The sequence below is a fragment of the Chryseobacterium endalhagicum genome, from assembly GCF_016745235.1.
Lineage (GTDB): Bacteria > Bacteroidota > Bacteroidia > Flavobacteriales > Weeksellaceae > Chryseobacterium > Chryseobacterium endalhagicum.
The window spans coordinates 673,999-689,363 of record NZ_JAELVM010000001.1 but is presented as its reverse complement, the minus strand read 5'-3'; the positions used below and the strand labels follow the sequence as shown (position 1 = coordinate 689,363).

The 15,365-nt window shown below is 39.2% G+C and carries 15 protein-coding genes; 8 read left to right on the top strand and 7 right to left on the bottom strand.

The genetic code is table 11. The features are described 5' to 3' along the window. The first annotated feature begins 1 nt into the window (after position 1). The 4 genes from JET18_RS03055 to JET18_RS03040 all read left to right on the top strand — a co-directional run bounded on the left by JET18_RS03055 (position 2) and on the right by JET18_RS03040 (position 5,777). Complete coding sequence (locus JET18_RS03055) at positions 2-1,570, top strand: hypothetical protein (RefSeq protein WP_202089141.1); 1,569 nt, start codon at positions 2-4, stop codon at positions 1,568-1,570. 587 nt (positions 1,571-2,157) lie between these two features. Next, on the top strand, positions 2,158-4,263 hold the full coding sequence (locus tag JET18_RS03050; protein ID WP_202089140.1) for a T9SS type A sorting domain-containing protein: 2,106 nt from the start codon (positions 2,158-2,160) through the stop codon (positions 4,261-4,263). Between the two features lie 256 nt (positions 4,264-4,519). Further along, positions 4,520-5,410 carry a DUF72 domain-containing protein gene (locus JET18_RS03045; protein ID WP_202089139.1) on the top strand — a complete coding sequence of 297 codons (891 nt, stop codon included), beginning with the start codon at positions 4,520-4,522 and terminating at the stop codon, positions 5,408-5,410. A gap of 136 nt (positions 5,411-5,546) precedes the next feature. Further along, positions 5,547-5,777: a hypothetical protein gene (locus JET18_RS03040; RefSeq protein ID WP_202089138.1), complete on the top strand. Its 231-nt coding sequence runs from the start codon at positions 5,547-5,549 to the stop codon at positions 5,775-5,777. 65 nt (positions 5,778-5,842) lie between these two features. Here the strand turns inward: JET18_RS03040 and JET18_RS03035 are convergent, their stop codons facing one another. The 7 genes from JET18_RS03035 to JET18_RS03005 all read right to left on the bottom strand — a co-directional run bounded on the left by JET18_RS03035 (position 5,843) and on the right by JET18_RS03005 (position 12,596). After that, complete coding sequence (locus JET18_RS03035) at positions 5,843-6,445, bottom strand: hypothetical protein (protein WP_202089137.1); 603 nt, start codon at positions 6,443-6,445, stop codon at positions 5,843-5,845. A gap of 39 nt (positions 6,446-6,484) precedes the next feature. Next, positions 6,485-7,129, bottom strand: a complete 645-nt coding sequence (locus tag JET18_RS03030; RefSeq protein WP_202089136.1) for an HD domain-containing protein — start codon at positions 7,127-7,129, stop codon at positions 6,485-6,487. After that, entirely contained in the window at positions 7,126-7,971 is an 846-nt protein-coding gene (locus tag JET18_RS03025; RefSeq protein WP_202089135.1) for an alpha/beta hydrolase family protein, read from the bottom strand. The genes JET18_RS03030 and JET18_RS03025 overlap by 4 nt, the downstream gene beginning before the upstream one ends. 91 nt (positions 7,972-8,062) lie before the next feature. Beyond that, positions 8,063-8,953, bottom strand: coding sequence for a ribokinase (locus tag JET18_RS03020; RefSeq protein WP_202089134.1), 891 nt, complete (start codon positions 8,951-8,953; stop codon positions 8,063-8,065). Positions 8,954-9,020: 67 nt separating this feature from the next. Then, positions 9,021-9,656, bottom strand: coding sequence for a DUF4241 domain-containing protein (locus JET18_RS03015; protein WP_202089133.1), 636 nt, complete (start codon positions 9,654-9,656; stop codon positions 9,021-9,023). 10 nt (positions 9,657-9,666) lie between these two features. Beyond that, positions 9,667-9,981: a hypothetical protein gene (locus JET18_RS03010; protein ID WP_202089132.1), complete on the bottom strand. Its 315-nt coding sequence runs from the start codon at positions 9,979-9,981 to the stop codon at positions 9,667-9,669. After that, the gene (locus JET18_RS03005) at positions 9,981-12,596 is read right to left on the bottom strand and encodes a valine--tRNA ligase (protein WP_202089131.1); all 2,616 of its coding nucleotides are present in this window, start codon (positions 12,594-12,596) and stop codon (positions 9,981-9,983) included. The genes JET18_RS03010 and JET18_RS03005 overlap by 1 nt, the downstream gene beginning before the upstream one ends. 127 nt (positions 12,597-12,723) lie before the next feature. Between JET18_RS03005 and JET18_RS03000 the strand changes: the two genes are divergently transcribed. The 4 genes from JET18_RS03000 (at position 12,724) to JET18_RS02985 (ending at position 15,360) form a co-directional block, all read left to right on the top strand. Next, on the top strand, positions 12,724-13,188 hold the full coding sequence (locus JET18_RS03000) for a DUF1573 domain-containing protein (RefSeq protein WP_202089130.1): 465 nt from the start codon (positions 12,724-12,726) through the stop codon (positions 13,186-13,188). Positions 13,189-13,411: 223 nt separating this feature from the next. Beyond that, entirely contained in the window at positions 13,412-14,281 is an 870-nt protein-coding gene (locus tag JET18_RS02995; RefSeq protein WP_202089129.1) for a polyphosphate kinase 2 family protein, read from the top strand. Between the two features lie 153 nt (positions 14,282-14,434). Beyond that, entirely contained in the window at positions 14,435-14,812 is a 378-nt protein-coding gene (locus tag JET18_RS02990; protein WP_202089128.1) for a hypothetical protein, read from the top strand. A 2-nt stretch (positions 14,813-14,814) separates the two neighbouring features. Next, entirely contained in the window at positions 14,815-15,360 is a 546-nt protein-coding gene (locus tag JET18_RS02985; protein WP_202089127.1) for a hypothetical protein, read from the top strand. Positions 15,361-15,365: the final 5 nt, after the last annotated feature.

Genomic DNA, 15,365 nt, shown 5'->3' with positions numbered 1-15,365 from the left:
CATGAAAAAGAATTTTAAAGGGCTGTCTCTGATGAGCCTGGTTTTCACACTGCTTACCAATTTCGTGTACGCACAGACTGACAGTACCGAAGTAGCCAGTATTTACGGTTTTTATTCCTATTCAAGTTCTCTGATGAATGCTTCTTCAGCATCGGAACTTTCGATACAGGGAAATGCGTCGCATACCGCTACAGGGGTACAGCTTACTCCCGCAAGTTCAGGACAGTTCGGGGGATTATTTATCAACGGGAGAACTTTTACTTCGGTAAACGGACTGCATGTTGAATTTGAATATGATATGAAAAACGGTACTGCTCTGGGAGGTACTTATGGAGACGGTTTATCCTTCTTCCTTTATGATGGCGCGGTGACAAGCCCTACCATCGGAGCACCGGGTGCAGGTATCGGATATTCTTATAACAGAGCAAAAGATACTTATGCATCGCAAAGAAAAGCAGGTCTTTCAGGGGCTTATCTGGGTATTGCCCTGGATGAATTCGGGAACTTTAAATCCAAGCGTTTCCAGGGGGAATCCAGAATAAACGGAATCTCGGGAGTAACCTGGAGCCAGGCCTCAAGCCATGTGACCTTAAGAGGAGCAAGAGGTGCCGCTATCAACACAACAGGTTTGGGAGCAGGATTTACAGGCTATCCGGTTCTGGTCACCAGATCTACGTTAAGCAATACCGGAGCGGTAGGCAGAGTTCTGCAGACCGACAGAAGCTATGCCGCTACTTCAAACTCGCTTTCCTCTGTATTTGACCTTAGAAACAATACGGGAGATTTCAGAAAGGTATATCTTGATCTGATTCCACATTTTACAAGTCCTACGACTACAGATGGATTTGATATCAAGGTGGATATCCAAACGGCACAAAACGGAACGCCTATCAATATCATCAATTATTATCATTATAAAACGTCAGTTCCTTATACGGAAAATGCCAATCCGCAGACCAGTGATTTCAATGGTTCAGATGTGGAAGGCGGTGCAACATCCCAAACGCTGAATGCAACGGTTCCGGCTGTTTTGAAACTTGGTTTTGCAGCAGCAACTGGAGGTGCTTTTCAACAGCATATCATCCGTAATGTGAAGCTGACCCTTCCATATGCAGCGGTTACCAATAATGATGCGGCTACCACGTGTAAGTTTCAGCCGGTCAATATTCCGGTTTTTAATAATGATATTGCCTACAAAGGCCCAATCAGCATAACGACTCCGCCTACAGCAAGCAATACCAATATTGATTATTCAACGTTCAGTTTTACAAAAACAAACGACACGGATCTTACGCTGTACCGTAAAAAAGTAACACCGCAGGGAACCTGGACTTATAATAAATCTACGGGTATTGTTACATTCAATCCTTCAAGCGGATTCACGGGAACAGCTACGATGAACTACTCTGTAAAAGGAAGAACAGTAAAAGATTCAAACGGAAAAATCACTGAACCTTATGGTGACACGGCTTACCGTTCAGTTCCGGGAACAATTACCGTTACTTTAAAAACGACAGGATGTATCTATTCTGTTATTTCCAACAGAATGGTAACACAAGGCGTAAAGTAACTCCAACACATAAAACATTGAAAGAGACTGTCTCAAAAGGGGCAGTCTTTTTTGTATATTTTCATATCAGAATTTTATGAGCTGATATTTTATTTACGCTTAATTACTGACGAAACTGAGGAGCTTAGTACGTTCGCTTAATCGAATCAATCTTGATTGATTCTCTCTTTGCAGACTTAAAGTATGTAGTATTAAAATGAAATCTTTGCGTCAAGTTTTATAATTTTTTTTTGACGCAAAGATTTCTATTTTAGACGATGTTGAATTTAAAGGAAAGCAAAGAGTTCGACTACGTCGTTGATGAAGCTAGTGGCAGACATTACGCTTAATCATATCGATAATATGACTGGGTATTGATTCGTAAAAAGGCCTACTTCATGCTGAGGCAGCCTTTTTCATTGTATTCAGGCCTTTATTTGTCAATGATTCAGTAAAGAATATCTACTCTGAAAATTGGTTCCGGATCGTTTTATTTTCAAATATTTAATAAAAATTAGAATAAAATACGAAAAAAAATTACTTTTGTAGGATTAAATTCAATTCACAAGCTTTAGAATTAGAATTTTAATACCTAAAAATACAACACAATGAAAAAATTTATTCTTGCCCTCTCGGTAGGCTGTTTCTCTATGGCTTACAGTCAGAATCTCAGTTTTGCTAATTCAAATTTTAAAGCTTTAATCCTAAGCTCCAGTACCAGTAATAATATCGCAAAAAACATCAGTGGGAATCCCATTGCTGTAGATACCAACGGAGATGGGGAAATCCAGCTTTTGGAAGCTCAACAGGTGAAAATTTTAACGGTAAAGGTAAACGGAACAGCCACATACAGCAATATGCCTGATACCATTACCGATGCACTTCTTTTCTCTAATGTGGAGGAACTGTACATCAGCGATGCCAAATCTGCGGTCATCCAATTTTCAAATAATTCAAAAATCAAAAAAGTTCTTTATACAGGATCTGGTCTTTATACGGATAATACAGGAACAACTCAATATGTTCTGCCTGATTTTTCTTTTACTAACTGCTCCGAAATACAGGATATCAGCCAGTTTCTGCCTGCTCTCAATCCTAATTTCAGTACCGCGACTATATTAAGGTTTAATAACTGTCCGCAAATCACCGGAAATGTCGTGATCAATGAGAAAGCCATTAAAGAACTTTATATTGAAAACTGCAGCAATATAACTTCCATCAACACCCATTCATCCTATACGCTGGAAAAACTGCATATTCAAAATATGAGTTCATTGACGAAGATTATTGTGGATGGCAACAGCGGTCCGATCAACAGCCAGGCTTACAATATGAATGTGGATCTTACAGCGACCAACTGCCCTAATCTGGAAGAAGTGACCGCAGATACGGATCATTATTACAGTGCCGGAGGGTTCTTTTCTTCAGCCCAGCTCAGCGGCTGCCCCAATCTTAAAAAAATTAAAGGTCTGAACGCTCCTTCCATTGATTTCAGTACTACCGGACTGGTCAATCTGGAAGAACTCGACTGTTCTTTTTACAACCGGAATATTTACAGTACCACGGCAGGCGTATTCTTCGGAAACCTGACTTCACTCAATCTTTCAGGTTTACCCAAGCTTAAAATTTTAAAGGCATTTAATCAGCCTATCACCAACAATGTCAACTTCAGTGCGGCCACCGCTCTTCAGGAAATTGATATTACAGGTTCATGCGGCTATATGAATACAGTGAATGTGAGCAACCTTCCCAACCTGCATACTTTGAAAACAGACCGGTTTGATTCGCTGGGAGCACAGGGAAATAATGACCTGCAAAAAATCACCGCAAAAAACTGTATTGCTCTGACCAATTTTGTTTTCAGAAACAACAGTGAATTAAAAGAACTTGATCTGCAAAACTGTCCGGGCTTACAAAAACTGTCAATCGGTTTTTCTGCACCGGCAAGCGACGGAATCTTTCCTGAATTGAATAAAATCAACCTTCAGCAATGTACGGGAATGAAAGAAATTACCATACAGTTTACCAAAATCAACGCTTTAAATACAACTGATTGTGTGGCATTAACTTCATTAGATTTATATGGAAATGATTTCCTGCCTTCCATCAATGTCAGCAATAACACAAATCTGGAATACATTGGCCTTCAGGCTATGCCATTGATCTCACAGGTGAATACAGCAGCCAACACAAAGTTAACAAGTGCCTATTTCAACAACTGCCCACAGATTACCCAGCTGAATTTTTCAACTTCTCCTGATTTCAGATATATGACTTTATGGAATATGGCGAATCTTACTTCGGTTAATGCAAGAAACGGCTCTATTGAAGACGGTTTTGATTTTATGAATTACAACAGCAGTTTTTCTGTCTGTGTAGATGATGCCCAGTTAAGTAATCTTCAGGTCATGTATCCTGATATCAACTTTACCACCACGTGTGGAGGCGTTTTAGCTGCAGCCGGAAAAAACAGTATTAATAAGAACAAAATGACCATCGCACCGAATCCGGTTAAAGATTTTATCATGGTAAAGTCTGAGGAAAATATTAAAAATGTGAAAGTTTTCGATGCACAGGGAAGAATTATTTTCAGTCAGGATTTTGATCATGAAGCAGCCAGAATTAATCTTTCAGGACATCCGGCCGGAAATTATATTGTCAAAGTAAAAACTGCAACGGCTGAAATTTCTAAGAAAATTGTGAAGGAGAATTAATGATCATGGAGGGAAGCCGGAGGAGGGAGGCTGGAAGTTATGGAGTTTATCATAAGATCCTGCGGACAATTTATATGAAAAAGAAGAACAGCTGTGCTTTTCACCTCAATATCTTCCCTCTTCAGGCTTCCAGCTTCCCTTCCTTACTCAATCTTATCAAGCCCGATTAAATAATAATTTGAACAGGAAACCATAGAACCATCTATGGTTTTTGTTTTATATTTGTTATACTTATTTAATCCCAAATACGTCAGCTATGAAATTCGGACAAGTAGAAGACCCGTCGAAAATAGATTTCACACTTCCTAAAGATCATTCCAGAACTAAGGAAATTTTAAACCAGAATAAAAAAGGCCTGGAAAACATTTCCATCGGATGTGCAAAATGGAACAAAACCGATCTTAAAGGATTTTATCCGAAAGGAACGAAAGATGAACTGACCTATTACGCCAAACAATTCAATTCTATTGAGCTGAATGCTACTTTTTACGGAATGCCTACACCGGAGCAGGTGGAAGTATGGAAGGAAAAAACACCTGAAGGCTTTAAATTCTTCCCAAAAATCACCAATACGATTTCCCATTTCAGAAGACTGATTGATGTAACGGAACCGGTAACCAATTTCGCTTCTGCTGTGATGAACTTCGATCAGAAGCTGGGAATGGCATTTTTGCAGCTTCACGATAATTTCAAGCCTAAAGATTATGACAGACTGGAAAAATTTGTGAAAGAATGGCCCCGGGAGGTTCCTCTGGCTATTGAGCTCAGAAATACGGAATGGTTTACGGATGAGGACATCTTCAATACAACCTGTGAACTTTTTGAAGCCCACAATATCACCAACATCATTGTAGACACAGCCGGGCGACGAGATATGCTTCATATGCGCCTTACGACTCCGAATGCATTTATCCGCTACGTAGGTGCCAATGCCGAAAGTGATTATGAAAGACTGGACGACTGGATGAAACATTTAACGAAATGGAAAAAAGAAGGGGTACAGAACATCTATTTCTTTGTGCATCAGAACATTGAAAAAGCTTCCCCTCTGCTTTCCGCCTATTTTATTAAAAAAATGAATGAGGAATGGAAAACAGATATTCATATCCCGCAAATGGCTTCTGACAACAACGGAACGCTGTTTTAGACAGGATAAAAAACGGCTGCATTTTCTCATGATCCCCTTAAAACCAATTTAAAAGTGGTTTTTTGTAAAAAAAAATTCGTAATTTAGGGAATATTGTCATTCCTGCGAATGACAGTACTTTAAAATACAAGATGTCATGGAAAAAGAAATTTGCACAATCAGCATTGCGAGCAACTGGCTTGGCGATGAATATACTTTTTACGAAGATCAGAGAATCAAAAGAGTCTATGATAACCACAGCCTCAGTGCCAACCGTACCGAATGGCTGAAACCTCATGAAATCAGTAAACAGAATAAGGATAAGCTGATCAAAAACTGCCCTGAGGAATTCAAGGAACAGGTGATGCATGTCCTGGACTATCCATAATACATAGGTAATAAGTAATGAGCAATAGGTAATTTTATAATATATTACTTATTGCTCATCGCTTATTACTCATTATTTACATCTCTGTTTTTTCTCAGCAGCAGGGCGAGGTTCAGAAAAATAAGCAGAAAATCCAGAGAGATCCAGATTCCCAGTTTTGAATTGTCATAATTGTAGGCATCTACCTGTTTTCTGGCTGTGCCAGAAAGCTTCACACTTTGGTTGATGTAGTTCTGTACTTCTACAATCTGGTCAATATTTTTGTTTGGAACGGCATGCTGGGAGAAATAAACCATATTTTTACCCAGATATCCTATGATCCAGTATTCGTCAGACTGATCCATTTTAAGGTATTCTATCCTGTAATATTCCGGACGGATTTTCCCGATGTGTTTCGGTTCCAGGTTTCCGTTTTTGGCGGTATCTACCTTTATCAGATAAAAATCCAGCGTCTGCGGAAGTTTATTTACCACCTGCAGCCCCACAGAATTATCCACAAAACCTACCGCACTCTTTTTGATAAACCAGTACGTAAAAAAGGATATTGAAAAGATGATCGTAGTGATGCGGAACAGTTTTGCCCATTTTCCCTTCCTTCCCGATTTTATTTTGAAAAAAACCAGAGAAAGCACACAAGCCCAGAAGATCACAAAAATGATAAATACCATACTGCAAAGATACTGATTTAAGATTTTTCAGGAGAAGTCTTAATCAACATTCCACTCTTTGTAGAACTGATCAAGGAATCCCAGCATATAATCATGTCTTTCCTGAGCCAGTTCTTTTCCTTTTTTGGTATTCATCAGGTCTTTTAAAAGGAGGAGTTTTTCGTAGAAATGATTGATGGTTGTGCCGTTGGATTTTTTATATTCATCCTTGGACATATTCAGGCTCGGCTGAATTTCAGGGTCATACATCGGGTTATTTTTAAATCCTCCGAAATTGAATGTTCTTCCGATTCCGATAGCCCCGATGGCGTCAATACGGTCGGCATCCTGCACAATTTTAAGCTCTATCGGCAGTTCAGCAGGTGCTTCTCCTCTGTTTTTAAACGAAATATTTTTAATAATAAATAAGACCTTTTCTATCACATCTTCGCTAACCTGCTGGCTTTCCAGAAATTCCCGCGCAATTTTCGGAGCAATGGTTTCGTCTCCATTATGAAATTTTGGATCTGCAATATCATGCAGCAGTGCGGAAAGTGCTACCACTTCCTGATTACAGTCTTCTGTGGCTGCAATTTTTGCGGAAAGTTTCCAGACTCTTTCAATATGGTACCAGTCATGCCCGGCTTCTGCCCCTTCCAGTTTCTCTTTTACAAATTCTACGGTGTTTTCAATCGTACTTTTCATGTATCTGCCAATTCGTTTAAAATAATATTCCAGAGTTTTTTATTATAACTTCTAAAAAAATTGATGTGCCCGATTTCTTTTTTGTCAGATTCAGAGGTCTTTACCAGCCTGTAGGAAGGTTTAAGATTGGGATAGGTATTGTTTAAAAGGCTTAACACGCCTTTTTCAGTAAGCCATACATCATCTTCTGCCCGGATCACAAACACTTTTTGTGTCAAATTTTTAGAATAGTCAACCATTTTTTCCAACAGCCTGTTGGTGGATTTCCTGTTTAAAATTAAGGTTCTCCAGTCATATGCGCAATTTTTTGGAAGACTTTCTCCGAGGCCAAACCAATTAGCAGGAAAATAGCCTAATAATCCGGTGGTTACCGGCTGAACAATTCCAAATCCTAGATAGGCTTCAATTTTTGTTCTGAATTTCAGATTTCCCACAAATGCATTCTGTGTTCCCACAAAAATAAATTCATCGAACATGGCAGAATCCTCGTTCATTCCAAGGATCAGTGCGCCCACGGAATGGCCCAGACAGTATTTTTTATAGCCTGAAAACTCTGTTTTAATGTATTGGGTAAGTGTTTTATAATCTTTAGAACCCCAGATCCTCATAGAAGCCTTAAAACCTTTCATATTTTTAGGTTTTGAAAGTCCTATTCCCCTGTAATCATATGAAATGACTGTAAACCCATGTTCCGACATGAATTCGGCAAATGAGAAATACACCTGCTGCTTCACTCCGGTCGCGGAATTGATCAGAAGGAGTTTTCCATTGCTGCTTTCGGGCCTGAAAAGGTGGACGGCCAGAGAGCTGTGGTCCTTTGTAATGAGTTCCAGTTTTTCCATCCTGTAAAAAGTAAAAAATCCACTATAAAAGTGGAGATTTTACTTATATTTTTAGGTTAAGTTTCTGTTTTTCGATATGTGGCAAATAGCTTTAAGAAAAGAAATCCGACATTCTCGGAAGTCCCGTCTGCGATCCTTTGCCTCCGGAAACCCTTGAAGAGACTTCATTTCCGAATTTTACACAATCCTCGATGGAATTCCCGTGGCATAGCGCTACAGCAAATCCTGAAGTAAAGGCATCCCCCATTCCCATTTTGTAAACGGTTTCATCTTTGTCATTTCTGTAATACTTCATTTCCGTTCCGTCAAAATAGATCGTGGAATTGGTATCATCTCTTACAAATACCTTGTTAAAGTATTTTTTAAGGATCTCTTCTCTTTTTTCTTCTCCGAAAACGGTGTGTAATTCGCTGCTTTTGGTAACGATAAAGTCTACATTATCAATAATCCCTTCATTGATTCTCATCGCCGGTGAAGCATAAAGACCTACTTTTTTGCCGTATTTCTTAGCTTTTCTGATCGCATACTCTACGACCTCCATCGCTACTTCAAGCTGAACGAGAATAAGATCTACGCTGTGAAAATAGCGGTCCGCATCTTCCACATGCTGAATACTGAGACGTTTATTCGCAGCGGGAACTACCACAATAGCCGCGTTTCCATGGCTGGTGGTTACGTACGCTGTTCCTGTGGATTCTGCATCGGTTTCATGAACGAAACCTACATTTACCCCTTCGCCTACAAGATTTCTCATGATCTGCTGACCAAGAGGATCCATCCCCACACATCCTATAAAATAGACACTGGCTCCCAGCCTTGCGGTTCCCACCGCCTGATTGGCTCCTTTTCCTCCAAAATAACTGTCTGAATTGACGGCTAAAACCGTTTCATTGGACTGGGGAATTTTTTCGGTTTCTAAAACGAGATCAATAGAGGAACTGCCTACTACAATAATTTTGGGTTGTTCTGACGAGAATTTCATTGGTGTTTTTATCTTAGTTTAAATATACTATTTTCAGAAAACTAGGTTTCAAAAATAACTAATTTAATTAACTTATTTCAATAAATTCTGTAATTATCTTCACCGGCTTGTGATTTTGGTCATAGCCGATATAACTGGCATAAAAACCTTCACCATATCCTGTTTCAAAGGCGAAAATTGTTCCCGGATGTTCGTCTGCCGGCTTCAGGAAGGCATACTGGTCTATAGCTCCTTTCTCATCAAAGAAATAGTCATGGAAAAACTCTTCGTAGATTCCCATGAAATCTGCGCCTTTGCTGTGGTACAATCTTTTTTCCAGCTCGTTGAGGCTGTTTTGGGTATCCACATCCATCAAGCATCCCATCCCGCTTTCTACCGGATATCCGAATATTTCTTCTTCGGCAAGGTCTTTTACGTTCTGCCCTTCAGTAACGGCCATTTTCCATTCCGAAATTTCGGCATTACTGAAAATAATTTCTGCATACGCGACACAGTTGCTTTCTCTTTCTTTATGCAGCAAAACAGAAAAATTCCCTTTCGGAAATTCTGTAGAAAACGGAAGCATATCATTGGTGATCAAAGGATCACATGCCACCAGCTTTCCGCTTGAAAGATAGAGTTTCCCCACTTCGAAGCTTTCCAGTAAAGGGTTTTCTACGAAGTTTCTGGAGAATAGTTTTTTTATGTTTTCTAGGTGTGTCATTTAATTTTAATTAGTCTTCACCACTTAATGTGATGTATACATTTTCACTGCCAACATTCTGCCAAAATAAAATATCGTTCATTTCAGCTTCCTGGCTTTCAATAATTAAAAGCTGATACATTTTAGGGTCATCAGCCATTTCAATATCTTCTACAGAAGTAATTCTGGCAAAAATTGCCAAACTTGAATTTAAAATAATATTTATATAATTATTTTCCTTCACAGTTCCTTCCGACAGATTACCAATCAGATAAAATTCTTTTTTTCTTCTGATGGTAAAACTGCTAATGACCCTAAAAGTTCCAACTTTATCTTTAAATTTCATTACAAACTTTTCAGCTTCTCTTCCAAGATCGCAATCTTATCCTGAGCATCTTTCTGTTTCTGACGCTCTACTTCTACAACTTCAGGCTTGGCATTGGCTACAAATTTTTCATTGGAAAGCTTTTTGTCCACAGAGATCAGGAATCCTTTTAAATATTTTAATTCTTCTTCTGTCTTCTTTTTCTCTTCACCCAGATCTAAATTTTCACTTAGAGGAATAGAAACCTCGTTAGCTCCCACAAGGAATGTAAAGCTAGGCTTCGCAGTTTTTTCTCCGAAATAAATTTCAGCCACATTCGCCAGCTTTCTGATCACCGCTTCGTTGGCAAATTCTGAAGCTCCCGTATATACCTCAACGGCTTCTCTTGGAGAAATTCCTTTGGTCTGACGGTAGTTCCTGATTCCGGAAATAATTTCTTCAGCAGTTTCAAAGTTTTTAATAATCTCTTCATTAAACCCTTCTGCCTTTTTCTGCTGAGCAACAATTAATGCTTCTTCGATACTTCTTTCAGAAATAGTCTGCCATAATTCTTCCGTTAAGAAAGGCATAAACGGATGAAGCAGTTTCATTAATTCTTCAAAGAAATAGATGGTTTTATTATAAACGTCCTTGGAAATTCCTTCTCCGTAATTTGGCTTGATCGCTTCAAGATACCATCCGCAGAAATCGTCCCAGATTAATTTATAGATCAGGTGTAAAGCATCAGAAATTCTGAATTTTTCAAACTGATCATTAATCTCAGCAATTGTTTTATTAAGTTTATTTTCAAACCATTCAATCGTTTGCTGGTCTGCAGTATTGGCTGGTTTGTCCTCATGATTCCACATATTGATCAATCGGAAAGCGTTCCAGATTTTGGTTGCGAAATTTCTTCCCTGCAACATCAGATCTTTATCAAAAAGCAAATCGTTTCCTGCTGCAGAACTCAATAAAATCCCTACACGAACTCCATCCGCTCCAAACTCGGAAATTAATTCCAGAGGATCTGGTGAGTTTCCTAAAGATTTTGACATTTTTCTTCTCTGGCTGTCTCTTACAATACCAGTAAAATAAACATTTTTGAACGGAACTTCTTTTCTGTATTCCAGTCCGGCCATGATCATTCTGGCTACCCAGAAGAAAATAATATCCGGTCCTGTTACCAGGTCAGACGTTGGATAATAATAGTTGATATCTTTATTTTCAGGATCCAAAAGACCATCGAATACAGACATGGGCCACAACCATGATGAGAACCAGGTATCAAGGGCATCTTCGTCCTGCTTCAGGTTGTCATTTGTCAGTTGCTCGTTGCCGGTTTTTTGCTTCGCCAATACTAAAGCTTCTTCGATGGTTTCTGCAACTACAAAATCATTTTCGTCATTTCCATAAAAGAATGCCGGAATCTGCTGTCCCCACCAAAGCTGGCGGGAGATATTCCAGTCGCGGATGTTTTCCATCCAATGCTTATAGGTATTTTTGAATTTTTCAGGATAAAATTTAACCTCATCATTCATCACCACCTCCAAAGCCTGAGGAGCCATTTCAGACATTTTCAGGAACCACTGAACTGAAACCTTAGGCTCAATTACCGCTCCTGTTCTTTCTGAAGTTCCTACTTTATTGACGTAATCTTCTGCTTTCAGTAAAAGATCTTTTTCCTGTAATTCTTTTGCGATCTGCTTTCTTACATCAAACCTGTTCTGTCCTGCGTAATGTAAACCGTGCTCATTAAGATTTCCGTCATCATCTAAAGCATCGATCATTTTCAACTGATGCTTCTGCCCGATCTCGTAGTCATTGGTATCGTGAGCAGGAGTAATTTTCAGCGCTCCCGTTCCGAATTCAATGTCAACATATTCGTCTTCGATAATTGGAACTACCCTGTTTACGATCGGTACAATTACATTTTTACCTTTCAGATGAGCATATCTTTCGTCATTAGGATTAATACATACCGCTGTATCCCCGAAAATGGTCTCGGGACGGGTTGTCGCTACGGAAAGAAATTCTTCCGAACCTTCAATTTTATATTTAAGGAAATATAATTTTCCGTTCTGTTCTTTAAATATTACCTCTTCATCAGAAATATTGGTTTTTGCTTCCGGGTCCCAGTTTACCATTCTGTAGCCTCTGTAGATCAATCCTTTATTATATAGATCTACGAAGCTTTTGATCACCTGCCTGGAAAGCTTTTCTTCCATAGTGAATCGGGTTCTGTCCCAGTCGCATGAGCAACCAAGCTTTTTCAGCTGCTCAAGGATTGTTCCTCCATATTTGTCGGTCCATTCCCAGGCATGTTTTAAGAATTCTTCGCGGGTAATATCTGATTTATTGACCCCTTCAGACTTCAGTTTAGCAACAACTTTGGCTTCAGTGGCAATTGAAGCGTGATCTGTTCCCGGAATCCAGCAGGCATTAAAGCCCTGCATTCTTGCACGGCGGACCAGAACATCCTGAATGGTATTGTTCAACATATGTCCCATGTGTAATATCCCCGTTACGTTTGGAGGAGGAATTACCACAGTATATGGTGGTTTGTCATTCGGCTCTGAGTGGAAATACTTGTTTTCCATCCAGTAGTTGTACCATTTCTGTTCTGTTTCCTGTGGATTATACTTTTCTGAAATCTGCATAAATTCTATTTCTTTGCTTACAATTTGCAAAAATAGTCTAAAGAAAAAAAATTTTAAGTATGAATTAAAATAATTTTTAACTTTGTTTCTCAAAATTTATCTAACAAACATATTAACATTCAAGAATATGAAAAAATTAATTGCAGGAATTGCATTATTTGGAACGTTTGCACTGGCTTCTGCACAGACAATCACTTTTGACAAAACTACTTTTGATTACGGTAACATTAAGCCAAGTGCTGACGGTACAAGATTCTTCACAGTAACTAACACTGGTGACAAGCCTTTGATCCTTTCCAATGTAAAACCTTCTTGCGGATGTACAACTCCTGAGTTCAGCCAGGACCCAATCATGCCAGGGAAATCTGCTAAGATTAAAGTTGGATACAACACGACTCTTAACGGACCTTTCAACAAAATGATCGAGGTTTTCTCTAATGACCCGGCGAACAGCAGAAGCGTAATTTACATTAAAGGTAATGTAGATGCTAACGCTCCTGAACCAAAGCCATTAACCGCTGAGGAGCAGAAAGCAGCAGCAAAAGCTGAAAAGAAAGCAGCTAAACTTGCTAAAAAAGCAGCAGCAAAGTAATCTCTACTTAAAAAATAAAGGAACCGTCTTCGTTTGGAGGCGGTTTTTTTATTTAATTTAGATATTAGAAATTAGAGGTTAGAAGTTAGATGCCAGATCTCAGACGTCAGACATCAGATTTAGAAGTTAATTAGAGGCCCCCCTTAATTTCTGAATTTCTTAATCTCTTAATTTTTTAAAATCTTTAAATTTTTAAATTCTTCAATCATTAAATATTAAAAAAATGGACACCAATTTCTCAGATGACTTCCTGATCAAAGGAAAATTTTCAATTAAAAAAGCTTCAACAGAATATAAAGGAAAACTGACCAAGGAAGAAGGCGGGCAGCTACTAATCGCGGAAAAAGAAAAACTCCGAGAACTGCAGGAAAAGCTTTATGCGGACGGCAGCCAGTCTCTGCTTGTCATTCTTCAAGCTATGGATGCTGCCGGAAAGGACAGTCTGATAGAACATGTTTTCGGAGGCGTGAATCCTCAGGGATGTAATGTGACCAGCTTTAAAACACCAAGTTCCAAGGAATATTCCCACGATTTTTTGTGGAGACATTATCTGGCTCTTCCTCAAAAGGGAATGATCGGGATTTTTAACAGATCGCATTATGAAAGTGTTTTGGTGTGTAAGGTTCATCCGGAATACAACCTCAGCGAGAAAACGTGGTCTTCCGTGAAGGATTTTGATGATAAATTCTGGGAAAACAGATATGAAAGCATCCGGAATTTTGAAAAGCACCTGGCACAGAACGGAACCACCATCGTGAAAATATTTTTAAATGTCTCCAAAGATGAGCAGAAGAAAAGATTATTAGACCGGATCAACGAACAGGAAAAAAACTGGAAATTCTCGGCCGCCGACCTTCCGGAAAGAGCTTTATTCCCGCAATATATGGAAGCTTATGAAACGGCAATCAACGAAACTTCGAAGGATCACGCACCGTGGTATGTGCTTCCGGCAGATAATAAATGGTTTGCAAGAGTAGCTGCTATCCAGATCATTATTGACACTCTGGAAAAGATGGATTTAAAGTACCCTCAATTGGTTGAAAAAGAGAGATCTGAGCTGTCTGAGGCTAAAAAAACACTCGAAAGTGAATAAATCATAACGGTAAAATATTACATAATAGCTAAATACAGGTAAATAAATTTAACTTAAAAGACACCTAAATGTGAATAATTTATTGTTCATATGAGTTTTTTTTATAAATTTATCAAAAATTAATTTTTAATTACCAATCATTAAACTTTAGCTATGAAAAAACATTTATTATTATCAGCAATCGCTGTAATAAGTCTTATTTCCTGCAACAGTGAGGGAAATGCCGTAAATACCGTAGAAAGCATGAAGACTCCGCAAATGGAGAATTTCGATAAAGCTTTCAAGAGTTTGGGTGATCCGCAGAACAGACCTACAGAGGAAGAGAAAAAGAGAAATACATCCGAACTGAGCGACAGAAGAAAAGCACTTCTGGTTCCGGCATCCAAGGAACTTATTCTTTCCTCCGGCGTTACAGAAGCTGAAATGACCAGAAAAACAGGCGGCGATATGAGCCAGATCATCGTTTGGGCCACGCAGATCTACCTGCAGAAAAGTGATGAGATCCGTAAAAACATTAAATCTGATCAATAATCATGAAAAAGTTTTTACTGCTGCTGGGCCTGTGCTCCGTTTCTTCGGCGTATGCTCAGGGAGGAATGCTGATTATTCAGAATTTCACCACAAACTATGATTTCCATGGAACTCTTTATGCCAATAATAATGTAGGGGGCGGATGTTATCCTCTGGTTACCTCCAAAGTTCCCGATGAAATAATAATTCCGGCCGGAGCCACTGCAAAGTATGAAAATTACAGGGATCAGTTCTCTTCTTCCGGCTATCCGGTTTCTACCTGGAACGTTTATCTAGGGGCAGGATCTGCCGCTTCCCCGAGACCATGGAACCATCCCAGCTTACTTCCGGGCGGTGTTATTTCCAATAATACCCGATGGTCAATGTCCAAATTCCAGATGTATCATGCAGGAACTTCTGTTCCGGAGACCTATTTTAACGGGGATATCGGAGAAACAGCTCTTCCATGCAATACAGCCCCTGATGTGATCACAACAGCCTGGGGAAGTGCCAAGTGGTTCACCATCACTGCCGGTACAGACGTTTACACCTACTTAGTCATCCAATAAAACTT